Annotated in this window: 21 protein-coding genes; 8 read left to right on the top strand and 13 right to left on the bottom strand. The window is 68.9% G+C overall.

All coding sequences use genetic code 11. The annotated features are described in order from the left end of the window. Positions 1-5 precede the first annotated feature (5 nt). Positions 6-1187, bottom strand: a complete 1182-nt coding sequence (locus BLU81_RS02490) for an acyl-CoA dehydrogenase family protein (protein WP_092541228.1) — start codon at positions 1185-1187, stop codon at positions 6-8. A gap of 94 nt (positions 1188-1281) precedes the next feature. On the opposite strand from BLU81_RS02490, the gene BLU81_RS02485 reads away from it, so the two are divergent. Next, positions 1282-1797 (top strand): GGDEF domain-containing protein, encoded by a 516-nt coding sequence (locus BLU81_RS02485; RefSeq protein WP_157751124.1) that lies wholly within the window; start codon positions 1282-1284, stop codon positions 1795-1797. On the opposite strand, the gene BLU81_RS02480 is transcribed toward BLU81_RS02485, so the two are convergent. From BLU81_RS02480 to BLU81_RS02470, 3 genes are read right to left on the bottom strand one after another with little or no spacing between them, the layout of a single operon-like run. Continuing rightward, on the bottom strand, positions 1794-2759 hold the full coding sequence (locus BLU81_RS02480; RefSeq protein ID WP_092541224.1) for an aldo/keto reductase: 966 nt from the start codon (positions 2757-2759) through the stop codon (positions 1794-1796). The two genes, BLU81_RS02485 and BLU81_RS02480, sit on opposite strands and share 4 nt — an antisense overlap. A gap of 22 nt (positions 2760-2781) precedes the next feature. Continuing rightward, positions 2782-3240 carry a hypothetical protein gene (locus BLU81_RS02475; protein ID WP_092541222.1) on the bottom strand — a complete coding sequence of 153 codons (459 nt, stop codon included), beginning with the start codon at positions 3238-3240 and terminating at the stop codon, positions 2782-2784. A gap of 7 nt (positions 3241-3247) precedes the next feature. Continuing rightward, on the bottom strand, positions 3248-3751 hold the full coding sequence (locus BLU81_RS02470; RefSeq protein ID WP_092541220.1) for a Panacea domain-containing protein: 504 nt from the start codon (positions 3749-3751) through the stop codon (positions 3248-3250). A 365-nt stretch (positions 3752-4116) separates the two neighbouring features. On the opposite strand from BLU81_RS02470, the gene BLU81_RS02465 reads away from it, so the two are divergent. Then, a complete protein-coding gene (locus BLU81_RS02465; protein ID WP_092541218.1) occupies positions 4117-4770 on the top strand; it encodes an HNH endonuclease family protein in 654 nt (217 codons plus the stop codon). A gap of 32 nt (positions 4771-4802) precedes the next feature. Here BLU81_RS02465 and BLU81_RS02460 read toward each other — a convergent pair whose 3' ends face one another. The 5 genes from BLU81_RS02460 to BLU81_RS02440 form a co-directional block, all read right to left on the bottom strand. Further along, on the bottom strand, positions 4803-5516 hold the full coding sequence (locus tag BLU81_RS02460; RefSeq protein WP_092541216.1) for a copper homeostasis protein CutC: 714 nt from the start codon (positions 5514-5516) through the stop codon (positions 4803-4805). 90 nt (positions 5517-5606) lie between these two features. Continuing rightward, a complete protein-coding gene (gene dacB / locus BLU81_RS02455) occupies positions 5607-7079 on the bottom strand; it encodes a D-alanyl-D-alanine carboxypeptidase/D-alanyl-D-alanine endopeptidase (RefSeq protein ID WP_092541214.1) in 1473 nt (490 codons plus the stop codon). 38 nt (positions 7080-7117) lie between these two features. Then, complete coding sequence (locus BLU81_RS02450) at positions 7118-7534, bottom strand: DUF1810 domain-containing protein (RefSeq protein ID WP_092541212.1); 417 nt, start codon at positions 7532-7534, stop codon at positions 7118-7120. After that, positions 7527-7901: a ChaB family protein gene (locus tag BLU81_RS02445; RefSeq protein WP_092541210.1), complete on the bottom strand. Its 375-nt coding sequence runs from the start codon at positions 7899-7901 to the stop codon at positions 7527-7529. Before BLU81_RS02445 ends, BLU81_RS02450 begins: the two co-directional genes overlap by 8 nt. Before the next feature lie 23 nt (positions 7902-7924). Then, entirely contained in the window at positions 7925-8959 is a 1035-nt protein-coding gene (locus BLU81_RS02440; protein WP_092541208.1) for a glycoside hydrolase family 32 protein, read from the bottom strand. A gap of 76 nt (positions 8960-9035) precedes the next feature. Here BLU81_RS02440 and BLU81_RS02435 point away from each other — a divergent pair, with 76 nt between their 5' ends. Beyond that, positions 9036-9395, top strand: a complete 360-nt coding sequence (locus BLU81_RS02435) for a MerR family transcriptional regulator (RefSeq protein ID WP_092541206.1) — start codon at positions 9036-9038, stop codon at positions 9393-9395. On the opposite strand, the gene glgX is transcribed toward BLU81_RS02435, so the two are convergent. The 3 genes from glgX to BLU81_RS02420 all read right to left on the bottom strand — a co-directional run bounded on the left by glgX (position 9392) and on the right by BLU81_RS02420 (position 13789). Continuing rightward, complete coding sequence (glgX, locus tag BLU81_RS02430) at positions 9392-11515, bottom strand: glycogen debranching protein GlgX (protein ID WP_231954055.1); 2124 nt, start codon at positions 11513-11515, stop codon at positions 9392-9394. The genes BLU81_RS02435 and glgX overlap by 4 nt on opposite strands. A gap of 449 nt (positions 11516-11964) precedes the next feature. Next, positions 11965-12588: a TetR/AcrR family transcriptional regulator gene (locus BLU81_RS02425; protein WP_092541204.1), complete on the bottom strand. Its 624-nt coding sequence runs from the start codon at positions 12586-12588 to the stop codon at positions 11965-11967. Between the two features lie 4 nt (positions 12589-12592). After that, on the bottom strand, positions 12593-13789 hold the full coding sequence (locus BLU81_RS02420) for a glycosyltransferase (RefSeq protein WP_092541202.1): 1197 nt from the start codon (positions 13787-13789) through the stop codon (positions 12593-12595). A gap of 270 nt (positions 13790-14059) precedes the next feature. Between BLU81_RS02420 and BLU81_RS02415 the strand changes: the two genes are divergently transcribed. The 3 genes from BLU81_RS02415 (at position 14060) to BLU81_RS02405 (ending at position 16871) form a co-directional block, all read left to right on the top strand. Beyond that, positions 14060-14851: an alpha/beta fold hydrolase gene (locus BLU81_RS02415; RefSeq protein ID WP_092541200.1), complete on the top strand. Its 792-nt coding sequence runs from the start codon at positions 14060-14062 to the stop codon at positions 14849-14851. A 21-nt stretch (positions 14852-14872) separates the two neighbouring features. Further along, entirely contained in the window at positions 14873-15253 is a 381-nt protein-coding gene (locus BLU81_RS02410; protein ID WP_092541198.1) for a hypothetical protein, read from the top strand. A gap of 286 nt (positions 15254-15539) precedes the next feature. Further along, positions 15540-16871 (top strand): MFS transporter, encoded by a 1332-nt coding sequence (locus BLU81_RS02405; RefSeq protein WP_092541196.1) that lies wholly within the window; start codon positions 15540-15542, stop codon positions 16869-16871. Positions 16872-16908: 37 nt separating this feature from the next. Here the strand turns inward: BLU81_RS02405 and BLU81_RS50180 are convergent, their stop codons facing one another. Continuing rightward, entirely contained in the window at positions 16909-17247 is a 339-nt protein-coding gene (locus BLU81_RS50180; protein WP_092541194.1) for an alpha/beta fold hydrolase, read from the bottom strand. 143 nt (positions 17248-17390) lie between these two features. Between BLU81_RS50180 and BLU81_RS47545 the strand changes: the two genes are divergently transcribed. Together BLU81_RS47545 and BLU81_RS02395 are read left to right on the top strand one after the other, a co-directional pair. Further along, the gene (locus tag BLU81_RS47545) at positions 17391-17627 is read left to right on the top strand and encodes a hypothetical protein (RefSeq protein WP_157751119.1); all 237 of its coding nucleotides are present in this window, start codon (positions 17391-17393) and stop codon (positions 17625-17627) included. Further along, the gene (locus BLU81_RS02395) at positions 17611-17796 is read left to right on the top strand and encodes a hypothetical protein (protein WP_092541192.1); all 186 of its coding nucleotides are present in this window, start codon (positions 17611-17613) and stop codon (positions 17794-17796) included. Before BLU81_RS47545 ends, BLU81_RS02395 begins: the two co-directional genes overlap by 17 nt. The last annotated feature ends 1 nt before the right edge of the window (position 17797 follow it).

Genomic DNA, 17797 nt, shown 5'->3' with positions numbered 1-17797 from the left:
GTACGTCAGAGTTGTCCGTGGTTGGGGGGTTGTTCGTCGGCGAGTTCGAAGGCTGCGATGTGGGCGTATTTGTAGTCGATCGGGTCGTGGACGCTGTGGGTTCGGGCGTTGCGCCAATGCCGGTCCAGGTCGTATTTCGCGGCGGCCGAGCTGGTGCCGCAGAGGGTGAACAGCTCCGAGCCGGCCTCCAGCGCGACCTCGGTGCCGAACGCCTTCGCGGCGGCCACCGCGAGGGAGCCACGCGCCGCGGCGTCCGGGCCGGCGGGGATCAAACCCACTTCCGCGAGGGTACGGGCGGCCGAGTCGAGTAGGGCCTCAGCAGCACGAACCTTCGTCGCGAGACGGCCGTAACGGTGCCGCACGTGCGGGTCGTCGGTGGCCGCCGTGGCACCGCGCCGCACCGCCTCGGACGACGGTCGCGCCTTGTCCCGAAGATACCGGCGGGCGTCGCGCAGCGCGGCCCCGGCGATGCCCACCTCGATCGCAGTGTGCACCAGCTGGGCCCGCGCGCCGAGTTGCTGCGGCACCTCGAAGACGCCCGCGTAGTCGATCCGCAGCCCCGGCTCCACCGGCACACTCGTGAAAGTGGCGGTGCCGGAGATCGTCGCCCGCTGCCCGATCATGTCCCAGTCGGTACCCACTGCGACGCCCTCGGCGTCTCGCGGTACCAGGGCCAGAACCAGCCGGTTGTTCTCGTCGAGAGCGCTGACCGCGATCCAGGCGCTGGTCAGGGCACCTGTCGTGTAGTACTTGACACCGTCCAACCGACCGCCGGTGATCCGCGTCGTCAGGTCCTGCGCGTGTTTGCCGCCGCGCTCGGCGAGACCGTTGCCCAACCGCCGTCCGGCCAGCACGTCGGTGAGGATCCGCTTGCGCGCCTCGGCACCGCCGTGCACCGCGAGCACGTCGACCATCAGGAAATGGCCCTGCGGGATCTGGGCGATCGCCGGATCCGCCATCGCCAGAATCCGGGTCACCTCGGCGAGCGTGCGCGGTCCCAATCCCGGGCCGCCGTCCGCGGCCGGCACGGTGACACCGAGCAGCCCGGAGGCGTCGAGAGCCGCGAGCGCCTCGTGCGGGATCACGTCCGCGCCGTCGCGGTCCCGCTGGATGTCGCCCGGTTCGAGCAGGTCGGCGAGCTGATGGGCGGCGGCGATCGCCGCGTCGTGGGTCTGGGGTACGGCCATCCGCCGATCCTATGTTTCGCCGGTTTCTCAAGTCGGGCCGTGCGCGCCCGATCTGCACCGGCGTTCCGCCCTGTCGATCGTCGTTGGAGGCCTCGTGCGCCTGATCTGCCTGCTCCGGCGCACCGACCGGCTCACCCGGCTGGCGATCCGGGCTCGCTTCGAACGCCACTCGCACCGGGCCCTCGCTCGCGGTCTTGCTCGCGGCCGGCGGACCGCGGTGCTGGTCATCGACTTGAACGGCGACGTCGACGACCGGCTGCTGGTGGAGTTCGCGTCGGTGCTGCGCCGCTGCCTGCCGCCGGGCGCCCTCCCGGCCCGGCTGGACGGCGCTGGTTTCGCGGTCCTGCTGCCGGAGATCAACACCCCGGAGGCGGCGTACGAGGTGAGCGGGCGCCTGGCCGCCGAACTCGGCCCGATCCTGATCGACGGCCGTCTCGTCACGCTCGCCGCCGCCATCGGAGTGACCGTCTCCGGACCCGCCGCCCGCACCCACGACGAACTGATGCACCGCGCCGAACTCGCCATGCACAAGGCGAAATCCCTCGGCCCCGACACCCGCTGGGCGATCTGGCAGGACTCCCCCGATCCCGGTCTCTCCGCCGCCGCTTAGAAGCCGATCAGCGCGTGTGGCCGGTACGGCGCCTCCAGCGCGGCGATCTCCGCGTCGGTCAGTTTCAGATCGACAGCGGCCACCGCGTCGTCGACATGCGACTGCTTCGACGCGCCGATGATCGGGGCGGTCACCACCGGCTTCGACAGCAGCCAGGCGAGTGCCACCCGGGCCGGCGACGTGTCCCGGGCTTTCGCTACGTCCGCGACCACGTCGGCGACCGCGAAGTCCTCCTCGTTCGACAGCCGGGCCATCATCTGGTCGGTCCGCGCCCGCACCGACTCGGCGGCCCGACCGCGTGCCAGCACCCCGCGAGCGAGAGGACTCCACGGGATCACCCCGACCCCCGAGTCCTGACAGAACGGCAGCATCTCCCGCTCCTCCTCCCGGTAGGCGAGGTTGTACTGCGGCTGCATCGACACGAACTTCGTCCACCCGTGCCGTTCCGCGGTGAACTGCGCTTTCGCGAACTGCCAGGCGTGCATGCTGGACGCGCCGAGATAGCGCGCCTTGCCGGCCTTGACCACGTCGTGCAACGCCTCCATGGTCTCCTCGATCGGTGTCTCCCGATCCCAGCGGTGAATCTGATAGAGATCCACATGGTCGGTACCGAGCCGCCGCAACGACGCGTCGATCGACGCCATGATGTGTTTACGGGACAGCCCTCGATCGTTCGGCCCGTCACCGACCGGGAAGAACACCTTGGTAGCCAGCACATAGTCACCACGGCCGGCGAAGAACGACCGCAACAACCGCCCAGTGATCTCCTCACTGCCACCGACCGAATACATGTCAGCGGTGTCGAAGAAGGTGATCCCCTGCTCCACGGCCCGCCGCACGATCGGCGCCGCCGCCTGCTCGTCGATCACCCAGTCCCGCCAGCCTTGCGACCCATAGGTCATCATCCCGAGACAGATCCGCGAAACCTTGACCCCGGTCCCACCCAGCCGCACATAGTCCATCCACGAACCCTATCGACACCCCCTACCGTCTCCGGGGCACATAAACCTGATGGCCGGCGTCCCACCACAGGACATGAAAGACCGCCTCGTCCAGGAATCCCCAGAGGCGAACGGCGCCTTCGAGACGGAACCGGAACAGCTCGTCGCCGATCACTTCGTCCAGATGCAGCTGAAGGATTCGCTGCTGAGCCTTCTCCAACGTCACGATGCCCTGGCTATGGTGTTTCCGATGCCCGCCCGACATCTGCGCACGAATCTCCCGCCAGGACAGCCTGCTCATCTCGCACAGAAAGTCGTGCAACTGCAGGTGGTCGCCGACTTTCAACCACGACCACGAACCGCAGTGAGAACGGTCGGCGTACCGGAAAGAGAACAACGGGTACCGGTCGTCGACCGTACGGTCGTCAGCGCCGGTGCGGGGAATCCTCTGTCCGCCGGAGAGTTGCTTGGACGCCTGCGTACGGACCTTCTTGAGCCCCATGTGCGGATCAGATGGCAGTCGGTGCCGGGCTGTCCCAGCCTTCCCATCTCAGGTCGCCGACGGAGGTGGCATCCTCAGCGGCATCGAGTGCCCCGTAGTACTCGACCAGGGCAGCCTCGGTGATCATGGCGTTGGATCGAGCCGTCGGCGCGAGCCCGTGGCGGGCGTCCCGCCACGGGCTCTCCGCGTGGGTGAGGTGGGAGAGCTTCCGCCCGTCCAAACCGCCGTAGGCACCGAGAACGATATCGACGGTCTCCCGCTCGCCAGGACTGAGCCGATCCGGATCGCCACCCTCGATGACCGTCACCTCGAACTGGCCACGGTGCCGGTCATAGAGGTCGGGCACCACTGGGCCGTTCGCCCAAGCTTCGATGCGCTCGGGGAACAACGGCCGGTCGTCCCAGACAAGATGCCAGGACTGGCTGTAGTAGACGAGTTTCTGCAGTTTCATCGCCGAAGTCGGGCCGAGTCTGGACAGGATGTATGCGGCGACGTCATGTGCGGTAGCCACGGGAAAACCTCCTGACCTGCGCATTCGTTTAGGATTCCGTGCCAGCAGTCCAGCGATGCGGTATGACATTTTCCGTCCCTTGCTCAGCGGCACGCCGACTGGTCGATGCGATTCACTTTCTCGGCCGACAGTGTCGCGTCGCCGTACCGAAGGCGGGAGTCCCCGCCCGTGTGACGCCGATGTCCGGTTGTCGACTCTTCTCGCCTGAGCCGACGATCACCCGGTCGGGTTCTGTTAACGAAGTGTTTCTGCGGGCGGTTTGTTCTTGTTTGTTCGGACACGAGAAATTCACGGGTGTCATCATCTTGAGACGTTTGGCTGCCGTAGATCTGTGTTGTCCGAATCGGACGACCTAAGGAGCCGTCATGCGCCTCTTCCCCCGTCCCCTCTCTCCCCGATCGCTGGTCGCCGGGCTCACCGCCGGCCTGCTCTCGCTCGGCCTGCTGGTCTCCCCCGCCCAGGCCGCACCCACCGGCATCCCGACGAAGGCCACCGCCCAGACCTACCTGAACTCGCTGACGGTGGCCGCCGAGGCGAACGCCAGCACGTACGATCGCGACCTCTTCCCGCACTGGATCACGATCAGTGGCACCTGCAACACGCGCGAGACCGTCCTGAAGCGGGACGGTACGAGCGTGGTCACCAGTTCGGCGTGTGCCGCGACCTCCGGGTCCTGGTTCTCGCCGTACGACGGTGCCACCTGGACCGCCGCGAGTGACGTCGACATCGACCACGTGGTGCCGCTGGCCGAGGCGTGGCGTTCCGGCGCCAGCGCCTGGACCACCGCGAAACGGCAGACGTTCGCCAACGACCTGACCCGCCCGCAGCTGATCGCGGTCACCGACAACGTGAATCAGTCGAAGAGCGACCAGGACCCGTCGACGTGGCAGCCGTCGGTCACTTCGTACCGCTGCACGTACGCCAAGATGTGGATCGCGGTGAAGTACTACTGGGCACTGACTCTGCAGTCGGCCGAGAAGACCGCGCTCCAGACGTCCCTCAGCACCTGCTCCAGCTGACGAAGTGATGGGGCGCCGCAGGACGCGGCGCCCTATCCCCGTAACGCCTCGATGATCCGCAGCACGATCTGTTCGCCGGTGGTTTCCCGCCCGGTTTCCGATCCCTTCGCGGCGCTACCCAGGGTGAGCCCGCCACTGTCCTGAACGATGACTTTCGCCGAGGCGTGCACGGCCGGAACCCCGGTGGCGACCAGCGCCGGAATGAGTTCCGGCCGCACTCCGCCACCGGCCTGGATCTCCAGTCGGCCGGCCGCGGCGTCGACCAGCCGCCGCAGACCGGGCAGACCGTCGGCGACCACCGTCGGACATCCGGCGGTGAGAATGCGGTGGACCCCGAGCCCGATCAACTCCTCGACTGCCTGCACCGGATCGGCCAGCATGTCGAACGCCCGGTGGAACGTCACGGTGGCACCGTCGGCGGCGGACACCGCCCGTTCGACGAGATCCGCGTCGACGCGCCCGTCCCGCAGGCCACCGATCACCACTCCGGCGGCACCTGCGGCGATCGCGTGGCGCACGTCGCGAATCGTCGTGACGACTTCGGCAGCGCTGTACGCGAAACCGCCGGGCCGGGGCCGGACCAGCACGTGCACCGGGACGGCACCGGCCGCGGCCTCGATCAGCCCGAGCGACGGGGTGACACCGCCGAGCGGCAGAGCACTGCACAGTTCGACACGGTCCACACCGAGGCGAGCGGCGACGTCGATGCCGTGGTCGTCCTGGACGGCCAGTTCGAAGGCGATCATCGAAGCCTTCCCGCCGTCAGGGCGGGAACAACGGATGTGGAGCAGGCAGGGGGCGTCGACATGTCCTGAGCGTAGGGCCAGCGCCGCACGTCAGAGGCGGGCCGGTGTCCGGGCGGACGGCACGACGGTAGCGGCCGTCCGGCTCGCCGCGAGGGTGACGGCGACGCTGTCGAGAGTGCCGGTGGCGCTGGTGACGGAACCGTTGATGATCGCGGCGAAGACCAGATCGCGGCCGCCCACGTCGGTGAGGTAGCCGGAGAGCGCGTTGACGCCGGTCAGCGAGCCGGTCTTGGCCCGCACGTTCCCGGCGGCCGGGGTGCCGCGCATCCGGTTACGGAGCGTACCGCCGATCATCAGGTCCGGGTTGCCGGCGACCGGCAGAGCCGTGCGGAAGGCCGGAAACCAGGTGCGGCCGCGCGCCGCCCGCAGCAGCGTGGTCACTTGACGGACGGTCATCCAGTTCCGCCGGCTCAGCCCGGATCCGTCACTCATCGTCAGCAGCCGGGTGTCGACGCCGAGACGCCTGAGGGCGGCGGTGGCGGCGGTCAGCCCGGCCGGCCAGTTGCCCGGTTTTGCCGGGACGGTGGCCCGCGACATGGCTTTGACCAGGATCTCAGCGTGCCCGTTGTTGGAGAGTTTCAGGAGGGGCCGGAGGATCTCGGTCAGCGGTGGCGAGGCGAGAGCGGCCACGTTGCGGGCTTTCCCGGGGACCACCCCCTTGCTGGTACGCCCGGCAACCCGCACGCCGTGTCGCCGCAACGCCGCCCGAAAGATGCCGGCCGCTGTGGCGGTCGGGTCGGGCACGGCGACCATGGTCGTGCCGGACCGTCCGGCGGCCACCGCACCACTCACGGTGACGTTCCTGGTGCCGTGCACCCGCACCGCGTCGACCGAGTCCCCGCTTCCCCGGGTGACGGCCCGGTTGCCCACTCGAACGCTCTTCGTCGGCGGCCAGACCGTCACCACCGGCCGCTTACCGGCCACGCCCTTGTACCGGACCTCGACCGCGGCCGTGTCGAACCGGGTGTTCGCGGCGAACGTGAGCCCCGAGATCGGAGCCGTGTAGTCATAGGTCTCGTCGGACCAGGACCAGTCGAGCCCCAGCGGCACCCGGTCGAACCAGGTGTCGTCAGCGATCAGCCGCCCCGCGAACCGCCGGGTTCCCGCCCGTGCGACGGCCGCGGCGAGCTGGTCGTACCGCTGGTAGGTCATCGTCGGGTCACCCCGCCCCTGCAGGTAGAGGTCTCCCCCGAGGGCCCGGACGGCGGTCCGGAACCGGTATCCGGGCCCGAGCACCTCCAGCGCGGCCGCTGCGGTGAGCAGTTTCTGGTTGGAGGCCGGCAGCACCCTAACCTCGGGATTGCGCTGGTAGAGCACTGCCCCGCTGCCGGCGTCCCGCACGTCCACGGCGACGGTGGCCCCGGCCAGCCCGTCAGCCGCGAGGATCCGGTCGAGCTCGCTCCCGAGCGCCGCGCTCGGGGTGCCGGTCGCCGCCACGGCGGGCGCGGGCACGACGAGCAGCGTTCCGGCGAGCACCGCCACGAGAACCCGGCCAAGACGCATCAGGACTTTCTACCACCGGAATTCTCGCGCGCCGTCGTTTATCGCCGGCCCAGCAGGTGGAGTGTCAGCTCGTCCTTGTCGTCGTAGTACATCGCCAGGACCTGCTCGAACACCCCCGGCTCGGCGGCGGCACGCGCGAACAGGGTCATCGACGAACGCAGCTTCAGATCGTCGGGGTACCCCAGGATCTCCCCGGCGGTGAGCCCCCGGTGCGCCAGCAACGCCTCGGCGCACTGTGTCAGACGGGGCCCGAGGACCGGATGAGCCAGATAGTCGCGCGCCTCGGCGAGGTCCCGGATGCCGTACCGCTGCGCGTTGGCGCTGGCGCCCAGCCCGTCCAACTGCGGAAAGACGAACCACATCCAGTGGGTACGTTTACGCCCGGCCGTCAATTCGGCGAGAGCGCGGTCGAAGACGCCGTCCTGGGCCCGTACGAATCGATCGAGGTCATTCACGGGCTTTTCGGGTCTCCCGGTCGTTGGCTTTCTGAACGGCTTCCACCAGTTCCGGTTTTGTCATCGTCGACCGGCCGGCGACGTCCAGCTTGCGCGCCACGTCCATCAGGTGTTCCTTGGTCGCGTTGGCGTCCACACCGCCTTTGGCGTCGTCTCCGCCGTCGTCGCTGGGCCCCTTCTCCGGCTTGGGCTCCCAGTGATCGCCGACCTTCTCGAACGAGTGCTTGACCGCCGACAGCGCGGTGCGGTGGGCGCGTTCGCCCTCGCCGTACTGTTCGACCGCCGAGTCGTGGGTCTTGACGAAGGTGCGCTGCGCCTTCGCCGGGGACCTTTTCAGGGTGTCGGGTAGCTCGTCGCGTCCGGGCATACCCGCGGGATTCCCGGCACCGGTCAGCTCAAACCGCCGAAGCGCGCGAACCGGACGCCGGGCGCGGCGGGGCTGGTACGGCGGGCCACACCGAGGCCGCTCACGCCCTCGACGGTCACCTCGACGATGTCGGCGTCGGTGAACAGGGTGGTCTCGCCGCCGGTGGGCATCCGCAGGATCAGGTCGCCGTGGTCGCGGACCTCGCCCCCGGCGGCGGTCAGGCCGGTGGCGCCGCTGATCAGGTACGGGTCCAGGTTGGGGTGCGGGGTGACGATCAGCCGCTCGTCGCGGACCGAGAGGACCCACGGCAGGCTGAGCGCGCCGGACCAGGCCAGGTCGTCGCCGAGGCGGGCGAGCAGGCAGCGCCGGCCGGCCGCGTCGACGAAGGTGACGGCGGGCCCGAGTGAGCCGCGGCCGAAGGTGCCCCAGGTGCGGGCGGTGAAGTGCAGGCCGTCGTAGTCGCCGATCCCGTACGCCACCTCGTCGCCGGTGGTCACCATCAGGACCCAGGAGCCGTCCAGTGGGAACAGCCGCGGGCAACCCCAGGTGGCCTGTTCCTTGGCGATGAGGACCCCGTCGTACGACCAGTTCAGCAGGTCGGCCGAGTGGTATTGCAGGACCGCCGCGGAACCGTCGCGCAACCGGCCGCTGAGCAGCATCCGCCAGCCGCTGCCGGCCCACCAGACGGCCGGGTCGCACATGTCGGTGACGCCGGACGGTGGGGTGGTGATCAGCGGGCCGGGCACGTCCTGCCGCCAGCCGGCGAAACCGGGCTCGGGCACGGCCCGGGTGATCTGGCCGTCGCCGCGGGTGTAGAAGATGACCGGCCCGGCCACCACCGTGCCGCAGCGGGCGTCGCCGGGAGCCGGGACGACACCCTGCTCGGTCCAGATGACCAGGTCGTCGGAGATCGCCCAGCCCCAGGCGGTGCCCTCACCGGCGATGTCGAGTTCGTAGAAGACGTGATGACGCCCGTCCACCGCGAGCACACCGAAGAGGTCACCGACACGCCCGGTACGCGGGGTGAAGTGCAGACGGGGCCGTGGCGCTAGTTCCATGCCTCAGCCTCCCATCGACCGCGATGCCGCACCAGTAGGGACGAATGCCGATATGGTGAGCGGCTAATCTGGCGTCGTGCCTTACACACCGGGGGAGACGGCGGAGCGGCTCGGCGTCAGCATCGACACGATCCGCTACTACGAGAAGATCGGTCTGATGCACGGCATCCGGCGCACCTCGGGTGGCCGGCGGGTGTTCTCCGACGACGACCTGTCCCGGCTGGGGCTGCTGCGGTGCCTGCGGGACTCGGGCATGCCGATCGCCCGGTTGCGGCGGTTCGCCGAACTGCTGGCCGACGACGGGGACGACGCGGCCGGCCGCCGTGCCGAGCTGCTCGAGGAGCACGATCGGGAGATCGACGCCAAGGTCGAGCAGCTGCGGCACGAGCAGCGGCGGGTGCGCGAGAAGATCGCGTGGTACCGGTCGTTGAGCTAGTAACGGCAGCGCATGACGACCAGGCTGTGCCGGGTGACATGCACTGACGTACCGGCGCGGGCGGTTTTGCGGCGGACCGCCAGCAGCGGGTCGGCGGTGTTGGCGGCGATCTCCCAGGTCCGGCCGTAATCGCGGTCGGGCAGGGTGAAGGCCACGTCCTCGTCGAGCGGGTTGAACAGCAGCAGGAACGAATCGTCCTTGATCTCCTCGCCGAGGGCGCCGCGTTCCGGAATGCCGTGGCCGTTGAGGAAGACGGTCATCGTCATGCCGCTGCGGGTGTTCCAGTCCGCGTCGGTCATGATCCCGCCGTCGCGGCGCAGCCAGGCGATGTCGGGCAGTTTCGAGTCGCCGGCCGGGTCGCCGGTGAAGAACCGCCGGCGCCGGAAGATCGGGTGGTCGGCACGCAGTTTCAGCAGCCGGCGGGTGAAGCCGGTGAGCACGTCCTCGTTGCGTGCGTCGATCCAGTCGACCCAGGAGATGTCGCCGTCCTGGCAGTAGACGTTGTTGTTGCCGTGCTGGGTGCGGCCCAGTTCGTCACCGTGCGCGATCATCGGGACGCCCTGGCTGAGCAGCAGCGTGGCCAGGAAGTTCCGTTTCTGGCGCTCCCGCAGCACGATGACGTCCGGATCCTCGGTCTCGCCTTCGACACCGCAGTTCCACGACCGGTTGTGGGACTCGCCGTCGCGGTTCCCCTCACCGTTGGCGTCGTTACGTTTCTCGTTGTACGACACCAGATCGTGCAGGGTGAAACCATCGTGCGCGGTCACGAAGTTGATCGACGCGATGGGCCGCCGGCCGTCGTCCTGATAGAGGTCGGAACTGCCGGTGAAACGGGACGCGAACTCGCCCAGACTGGACGGTTCACCACGCCAGAAATCGCGCACCGAGTCGCGGTATTTGCCGTTCCACTCGGTCCAGTTCGGCGGGAAGCCACCGACCTGGTAACCGCCGTCGCCGACATCCCACGGTTCGGCGATCAGCTTGACCTGGGAGACCACCGGGTCCTGATTGACCAGGTCGAAGAAGGCGGCCAACCGGTCCACCTCGTGGAATTCACGGGCCAGGGCGGCGGCCAGGTCGAACCGGAAACCGTCGACGTGCATCTCGGTCACCCAGTACCGCAGCGAATCCATGATCAGCCGCAGGGACTCGTGATGGCGCACGTTGAGGCTGTTACCGGTGCCGGTGGTGTCGTAGTAGTAGCGCTTGTCCTCGTCGACCAGCCGGTAGTAGGCCGGATTGTCGATACCCCGGAACGACAGCGTCGGCCCCAGGTGGTTGCCTTCGGCGGTGTGGTTGTAGACCACGTCGAGAATGACCTCGATGTCCGCCGCGTGCAGGGCTTTCACCATGGCCTTGAACTCCTGCACCTGCCCGCCGGTGCCGCCGAACGAGGAATAGCCGTTGTGCGGGGCGAAGAAGCCGATCGTGTTGTAGCCCCAGTAGTTGGTCAGCCCGCGCTCGATCAGCCCACTGTCGTGGACGAACTGGTGCACCGGCATCAACTCGACGGCGGTGATCCCGAGTTCCTTCAAATACTTGATCATCGCGGGATGAGCCAGGCCGGAGTACGTTCCCCGTACGTCATCGGGAATGTCCGGGTGTTGGATCGTCATGCCTTTGACGTGCGCCTCGTAGATCACCGTCTCCCACATCGGGATCTTCAGCGGCCGGTCGTTGCCCCAGTCGAAATACGGATTGATGACGACGGAACGCGGCGAGAACGGCGCCGAATCGAGGTCGTTGAAGGACTCCGGATCACCGAAGTCGTACGAGAAGAGCGCCTGATCCCACTGGTAGTCGCCGTCGATCGCCTTGGCGTACGGGTCCAGCAACAGTTTGCCGGGATTACACCGCTGACCCCAGGACGGCTCGTACGGGCCGTGCACGCGGTAGCCGTACCGCTGCCCCGGCACCACCCGTGGCAGGTAACCGTGCCAGACCAGCGCCTCCCGTTCCGGCAGGTCGATCCGGGTCTCCGTGCCGTTCTCATCGAACAGACACAACTCGACCCTGGTCGCCGCCTCGGAGAAGAGCGCGAAATTCGTACCGCCACCATCGTAGGTGGCCCCCAGCGGGTACGGGTTGCCCGGCCAGATATGCCTGGGTTGTGCACACACGAACGATCATCGTCCCATCGTTGTTCTGGGCCAGTTCTACTTTATAGCCTTCGGGTTTCCACAGTTCAGCATGGTGCTCGAGGGTGGCCGTGCCGGCGGGAGCCGGCGGGGTACCGCACGGCAGGCCCGCAAGACATTGACGGGATTAAATATCACGACATCTGGCGGTAGCTTCATCCAAGGCACCCAAGGACCAGGCACGCGTTTGCAAGAGTTGCTCCGGGGCTCGCTATCGCCGCCAGGGTGGCGGCCGCCTGGCATTACCCTGATGGCTCGCCGCTGACACGTCAGAACCCAGTGGCCGGCCCGATGTGGCGACATCGAGGCCGCGCACGGTGGCGGTGTCTGCACACCTACGATCACCACCGGCACCACTGCGCCATCGGCGGCCCACCCGCCAGCCGCGTTCCCAACCTCCTTGGGCAGAACACCTAGCTAGCCGCAGCCACTCAGCTGAGGCGAGGGCGCTCTGTCCGAGCCTTGACAGGTCGGCCGCCTTGCCCAAGGTCCGTAGCGGGATCGCACAGGGCATTGATCAGGTTGCGCACTTGCGGGTCGGCGGGGGTGGGCGCGGCAAACCCGGTGAGGCGGTGCAGGATCAGTCCTTCCACGCCAGCCAGCAGTGTCGTTGCGATGTCGGCCGGCTGGTCCACGCCGAGGTCGGTGAGGGTCGCAGCGATGAGGTCGACGAGTCGGCGGCGGTCGCCGTTGAGGCTGTCCATCAGAGCTGGCTCCACGACGCCCTGCACGAAGATGACGTACCGGGCGACGGTTCTCGTCCGCAGGGGGCCGGTGGCGGCGTCGACGAAGGCGGCGAGCGCGTCGGTGAGCCGGGCCAGATCGGTCGGTGGGCCGGCGGCGACGGCGGCCCGCCAGTCCACCTCGTCGAGCTCGTGCAGCCGTGCGACGGCGGCGGAAACGAGAGCCGCTCGGGTGCGGAAGTAGTTGGACGTGGAGCCCGGCGGGAGCGCGGCGGCGGTGTCGACCCGGGCGTGGCTGAGCGCATGGATGCCGCCGGTCCCGAGCACGCTCAGTGCGGCGTCGACGATCTTCGTCACGGTCGCTGACGGCATCGGATCACTGTACCGGCAGCCGCCGTTCTATCTCGGCGACGGCCTGACTGACGCCGTCCTCGGTGGCGAGCCGGGACCCGATCAGCGCGGCGCCTTCTCGGTAGCCTCCGGCTGAAGCGATCGCCGCCGCGAGCCGCCCGGGGGTCAGCGCCCGCCGATGCAGCGGTGGGGGTCCCGCGCCGATCGCGGCGACTCGCTGGGCCCAGAACGGCTGGTCGGCCGTGAAGGGCAGGCACACACTGGGCGTCCCGGCGCGTAGTGCCGCCGCAGTGGTGCCCGCGCCGGCGTGGTGTACGGCTACGGCGACGCGGGGGAACAGCGCGGCGTGCGGCTCGTCGTCGACGACGAGCACATTCCGTTGTCCGGCCGACAGGCCGGCCGCTCCGCGCTGTACCACCACGCGCCGGCCGAGCCGAGTGAGTGTACGGCTGATCAGGTCACCTGCGCCGGGCGGAGACATGCTACCGAGTCCGATGTACACCGGCGCGTCACCGTCGTCGAGGAAGTGTTGCAGGGTAGGCGACAGGCCGGCGTCCGCCCTCGGCCACCAGTAGCCGATGGTGCGGCGCCAGACCGGCCAGTCCGGTGGGGAAGGCACGACGGCTGGGCTGAACCCGTACAGGACCGGCCACTGTTCGGCTTCCATCCGACGGAACATCGCGGTCGGGCCAGCGGCCGGCAGTCCCAGCTCGTGTCGTAGCGCCGCGGTCTGCCGGGCGAACGGCAGCTGGCCGAGCAGTCGTAGCGACCGTGCTGCAGCCTTGTTGCCCCAGGCGCCCAGCGATCGGGTGGTCAGCAGCGGCGGTGGGAACTCCCGGGTCGGGTCCAACGGCTGAAGGAAGACGCCGATGCTCGGGATTTTCCGGGCTTCGGCCACGTGATAGCCGATCCAACCCATGCCGCCGAGCAACAGCAGATCCGCTTCTACGGACGCGGCCGCTACTGCCCTGCCGATGTCCAGCCATCGACCGGCGAGCACCCGGGCGAACCGTCGTACGGTCAGCGGGCGCGTATCCGGCCCCGTACTGAACTCCACCGGTAGCGATACGAAGCCCAGCCCGGCCGACTCCACGTGACCGCGAAGCGACGTGTGGGTGGCGACGTCAATGCAGTGGCCTGCGTCCCGCAGTGCAGAGCCGAGCGCCACGTAGGGCACGACGTCACCCCGCGTGCCGACCGTGACGATCACTATTGTGGCCATCTCCTCACTCTACTAGGATCGTAGTAATCGATCGAGATGTGTCGAGTTCTGTCATCGGTGCGCAGCGCACGAGTCAGGCGCTAATTCGCACAGGAAGGACATCCTGGAAACGCCAGGTGTGACGGTTGTCAGCTGCCGGCACGAACCCCGCCGCAGAACCACTACGTGTCGGCGGGCGACTGAAGTGCCCGGCGGGACGTCTTCGCCTGATCAACGGGCCCACCTCGATCTGGACCCTGTTCGGCAGCCAGTCCTGCCGGGGGAGGATGAATGTTGATCATCACGTCCACTGACGGCACGATCGTGAGAGCGGTCGCTGAAGGCTCCGGCCCACCGATCGTGGTTCTGCATGCGGGCATGAACGATGAGACGGCATGGCGGCGTGTGGCTACGCACCTCACAGCGCGGTTCCGGGTCGTACGCGTACGGCGCCGCCGCTATCGCATGGATCTGGACCCGCCGCCGGGACTGGCAGCAGAGACGGCCGACGCCGTGGCAGTTGCCCGCGCGCTCGGGCGGCCAGTGCTGTTGGTCGGGCACTCGTCCGGCGGCGTCGTTGCGCTGGAAGCACTGCTGGTCGCGCCGGACGCGTTCGTCGGCGCGGTCCTCTACGAGCCGCCCGTGGTCGTCGGCGCACCGCTGGGTGGTGACGCGAACGTCCGGGCGCAAGCCGCGCTGGCGAGCGGCCGCCCACGCCGAGCGATCCAGATCTTCCTGCGTGACGTCGTCCGCCTGCCACGGGTCCTGGCCTGGCTATCCGCTGTGCTGGTCGCCGCCCTGCCGAGCTGGCGGCGGCTGATCCCACGCCAACTCGACGACAACGCCGCCATCGACGCACTCGGTGACCGGCGCTCCGCCTACACCGCCATCTCACGTCCGGTGCTGCTGCTCGGTGGCGGGCGCAGCCCGCAGCACCTGGCCGAGCGCCTGTCGGCGCTGGCCGAAGTCATCCCCGGCGCGGAGCGGGTGAGTCTGCGGGACCAGGGCCACGGCGCCAATCTGCGGGCACCGGCCCGAGTCGCCGCTGTCGTGGCCGCCTTCGCCGACCGGTTGTTCGTCTGAGGAGTTCGGAAGGGGCCCCACATGAGGAAGCGATGGTTCGTTGCGGCACTGCTGTTGAGTCTTGGCACTGCGCTGGCGCTGTTGTTTCTTCCGACGGTGGCGGTGAACGAGGCGTACGGGCCGGCCGGGAGCGGCCAGAGCGGCCAGGTCGTCGTCACCGATCGGATGGCGAGCCTCTGGGACAGCCGACCCGAGGTCGCCTTCGCGCTGGCGGTACCGGTGCTGGCGTGTGCCCTACCGTTGCTGGTCCGGCCTCGTCATCGACGGGCCGCGGCTGGGTTGAGCATCACGGCATTGACCGTGTTCGTGCTTCTCGGCCTGCTGTCGGTCGGGCTGTTCTTCCTTCCCGGTGTGATCCTGATGGCGATCGGAGCCGTGCGGTTCAGGCCTAGAGACTCTTAAGGAGACTTGTGCGTATTGTCTTGGCCGCCGCGCCGCTGCACGGGCACCTCCTGCCGCTGGTGCTGCTCGCCGCGGCCAGCCGAGTTCGCTGCAGGGCCGGCCCGCACGGTAGTCGGTGAGCGCTTGCCGGGTGTTAGGGGATCATCGGGTCCGGCAGGTCGTTCAGGGGGTGCCACTGACCCGGGCACCGCCGCGGAGATCTAGGCGACAAGTCAGAGATGTGAGCCGGGACCAGGGGTAGAACCGAGGCGTGCCCCGTCGTCATCTCGTGCTCGCGATCTGTTGTATGAGTCTGCTGATCATCAGCCTGGACGTCACGATCGTGAACGTCGCGTTGCCTGCTATCCGGGCGGACCTGGACGCGCCGGTGTCCGGGCTGCAGTGGACTCTCGACGCGTACACGCTGGTTCTGGCCAGTCTTCTGGTGCTGGCCGGGTCGACTGCTGACCGCATCGGGCGGCGCCGGGTCTTTCAGACGGGGCTGGTCCTGTTCACGGTGGGGTCGCTGCTGTGCAGTCTGGCGCCGTCGCTGGGGTGGCTGATCGCCGCCCGTGCGCTGCAGGCCGTCGGGGGCTCGATGTTGAACCCGGTCGCCATGTCGATCATCACGAACACGTTCACCGAACCGAAGGAACGGGCTCGGGCCATCGGCGTCTGGGGCGCGGTCACCGGGTTCAGCATGGCGCTCGGTCCGCTGGCCGGCGGGTTCCTGGTGCACTCGTTCGGCTGGCGTTCCATCTTCTGGATCAACCTGCCGGTCGGGATCGCCGCATTCCTGCTGGCCTGGCGGTTCATCCCGGAGTCGCGGGCCGAGCACGCCCGGCGGCCGGACCCGGTCGGGCAGGTGCTGGTCTTCATGCTGCTGGCCGGGGTCACGTTCGGCATCATCGAGGGCCCGGCGACCGGCTGGACCTCCCCGCTCATCCTGGGCTGTTTCACGCTGGGCGCGCTGGCGCTGGCCGCGCTGCTGTGGTGGGAGCCGCGCCGCGCGGAACCCCTGATCGAACTGCGGTTCTTCCGCAGCATCCCGTTCTCCGGGGCCACCCTGGTCGCGGTCTGCGCGTTCGCGGCGCTCGGCGGGTTCCTCTTCCTGAACACGCTGTACCTGCAGGAGGTGCGTGGTCTGTCGGCGTTGCACGCGGGGCTGTACACGCTTCCGATGGCGGTCATGACGATCATCGCGTCGCCGCTGTCCGGGCGGCTGGTCGCCGCCCGTGGCACGCGTCTGCCGCTGCAGATCGCGGGTGTCGCGATGGCGCTCGGCCTGCTGCCGTTGACGTGGGCCGGGCCGGACACGCCGCCGTGGCAGTTGTTCGTCGGCTATCTGCTGTTCGGGTTCGGGTTCGGCATGGTGAACACGCCGATCACGAACACCGCGGTCTCCGGCATGCCCCGCGAGCAGGCGGGGGTGGCGGCGGCGATCGCGTCGACCAGCCGGCAGGTGGGCAGCGCGCTGGGGGTGGCGGTGATCGGTGCGGTCGTCGCCTCCGCGGCCGCGGGCGCGGGCTCCCCGGTGGCCTGGTGGATCCTCTGCGGCCTGGGGATCGCGGTGCTCGTGCTGGGCCGGTTCAGCACCAGCCGCTGGGCACACGCGACCGCCGACTCCGCCGGGCTTTGACGGGATCGATGGCATTGCCGGCGTGCGGCCCGCCGTTTCAGGGGCCGGGCATCTGCGCGATCACGTCGTCCCAGAGCTCCGCCGGCAGGTTGTGGCCCATGCCGGGGTACGACTCGAAACGCGCGCCGGGGATCTGCGCGGCTGTGTCCCGCCCGGCGCGTGGCTTGCTCAGCGGGTCGTCGGCGCCGGAGATGACGACCGTCGGTGCGGTGATGCCCGACAGCGGCGGGTATCGCACGGCGCGACTGGCCGCGAGCTGCCGTTGAGTGGCCCCCGGGTCGCGGGGGCTACGGGCGTGACTGACGGCGGCGGTCTCCCGCGCCCACTGCTCCGGGAACGGGTAGCCGGGCGAGGCGAACACCCGGTAGGTCTCCACCAGATTGGCGACCTGCTGCTCCGGGGTGACGGGTTTCGGCAGCGGGTGGGTGCCGTCGAGCAGCGCCCGGAAGGGCCGCCGCCGGCCGGTTCGGGATAGTGCGTGGACAGGCCGCTGTCGCGGTTGTCGAAACGGGCCACGTGATGACCGGCTTCGACCAGGCGCTCGCAGAACGCGTCCGGCCACCAGATCATCTGAAAGTCCAGCCCCATGATCAGCAGCAGCGGCTCGCCGGAGTCACCGAAGGTCTCGTGGGCGATCTCGGCGTCGTTGTCACGGGCGTACTCGACGGTCATCCCGCCCCCTCGTTTTCATGCACCCGCATGATAACCCTGCGTCAACAAGAGTGGGTACTGTCGGAACGTGCCGAAACAGATTGATCATGAGCAGCGGCGACGGCTGCTGGCCGACGCGGTCTTCGCGGCCATCGGCGCCGCCGGGTTCGAGTCGGTGAGTCTGCGCGACGTGGCCGAACGGTCCGGCCTCTACCAGCCGTCCGAGGCCCTGGCGCTGATCGACGCGCACCTGGACCGGGTGTTCCAGCAGTGAG

The sequence above is a fragment of the Actinoplanes derwentensis genome, assembly GCF_900104725.1.
Lineage (GTDB): Bacteria > Actinomycetota > Actinomycetes > Mycobacteriales > Micromonosporaceae > Actinoplanes > Actinoplanes derwentensis.
The sequence above is the reverse complement of the archived record's forward strand: the minus strand, read 5'-3'. Positions and strand labels throughout refer to the sequence as shown.

What these genes read in the sequence shown, in the direction of transcription:
- BLU81_RS02490 (WP_092541228.1), bottom strand. Translation starts at nt 1,187, where the DNA reads ATGGCCGTACCCCAGACCCACGACGCGGCGATCGCCGCCGCCCATCAG.
- BLU81_RS02480 (WP_092541224.1), bottom strand. Translation starts at nt 2,759, where the DNA reads ATGGACTATGTGCGGCTGGGTGGGACCGGGGTCAAGGTTTCGCGGATC.
- BLU81_RS02475 (WP_092541222.1), bottom strand. Translation starts at nt 3,240, where the DNA reads ATGGGGCTCAAGAAGGTCCGTACGCAGGCGTCCAAGCAACTCTCCGGC.
- BLU81_RS02465 (WP_092541218.1), top strand. Translation starts at nt 4,117, where the DNA reads ATGCGCCTCTTCCCCCGTCCCCTCTCTCCCCGATCGCTGGTCGCCGGG.
- BLU81_RS02460 (WP_092541216.1), bottom strand. Translation starts at nt 5,516, where the DNA reads ATGATCGCCTTCGAACTGGCCGTCCAGGACGACCACGGCATCGACGTC.
- dacB (WP_092541214.1), bottom strand. Translation starts at nt 7,079, where the DNA reads ATGCGTCTTGGCCGGGTTCTCGTGGCGGTGCTCGCCGGAACGCTGCTC.
- BLU81_RS02445 (WP_092541210.1), bottom strand. Translation starts at nt 7,901, where the DNA reads ATGCCCGGACGCGACGAGCTACCCGACACCCTGAAAAGGTCCCCGGCG.
- BLU81_RS02440 (WP_092541208.1), bottom strand. Translation starts at nt 8,959, where the DNA reads ATGGAACTAGCGCCACGGCCCCGTCTGCACTTCACCCCGCGTACCGGG.
- BLU81_RS02425 (WP_092541204.1), bottom strand. Translation starts at nt 12,588, where the DNA reads ATGCCGTCAGCGACCGTGACGAAGATCGTCGACGCCGCACTGAGCGTG.
- BLU81_RS02420 (WP_092541202.1), bottom strand. Translation starts at nt 13,789, where the DNA reads ATGGCCACAATAGTGATCGTCACGGTCGGCACGCGGGGTGACGTCGTG.
- BLU81_RS02415 (WP_092541200.1), top strand. Translation starts at nt 14,060, where the DNA reads ATGTTGATCATCACGTCCACTGACGGCACGATCGTGAGAGCGGTCGCT.
- BLU81_RS02410 (WP_092541198.1), top strand. Translation starts at nt 14,873, where the DNA reads ATGAGGAAGCGATGGTTCGTTGCGGCACTGCTGTTGAGTCTTGGCACT.
- BLU81_RS02405 (WP_092541196.1), top strand. Translation starts at nt 15,540, where the DNA reads ATGAGTCTGCTGATCATCAGCCTGGACGTCACGATCGTGAACGTCGCG.
- BLU81_RS47545 (WP_157751119.1), top strand. Translation starts at nt 17,391, where the DNA reads ATGACCGGCTTCGACCAGGCGCTCGCAGAACGCGTCCGGCCACCAGAT.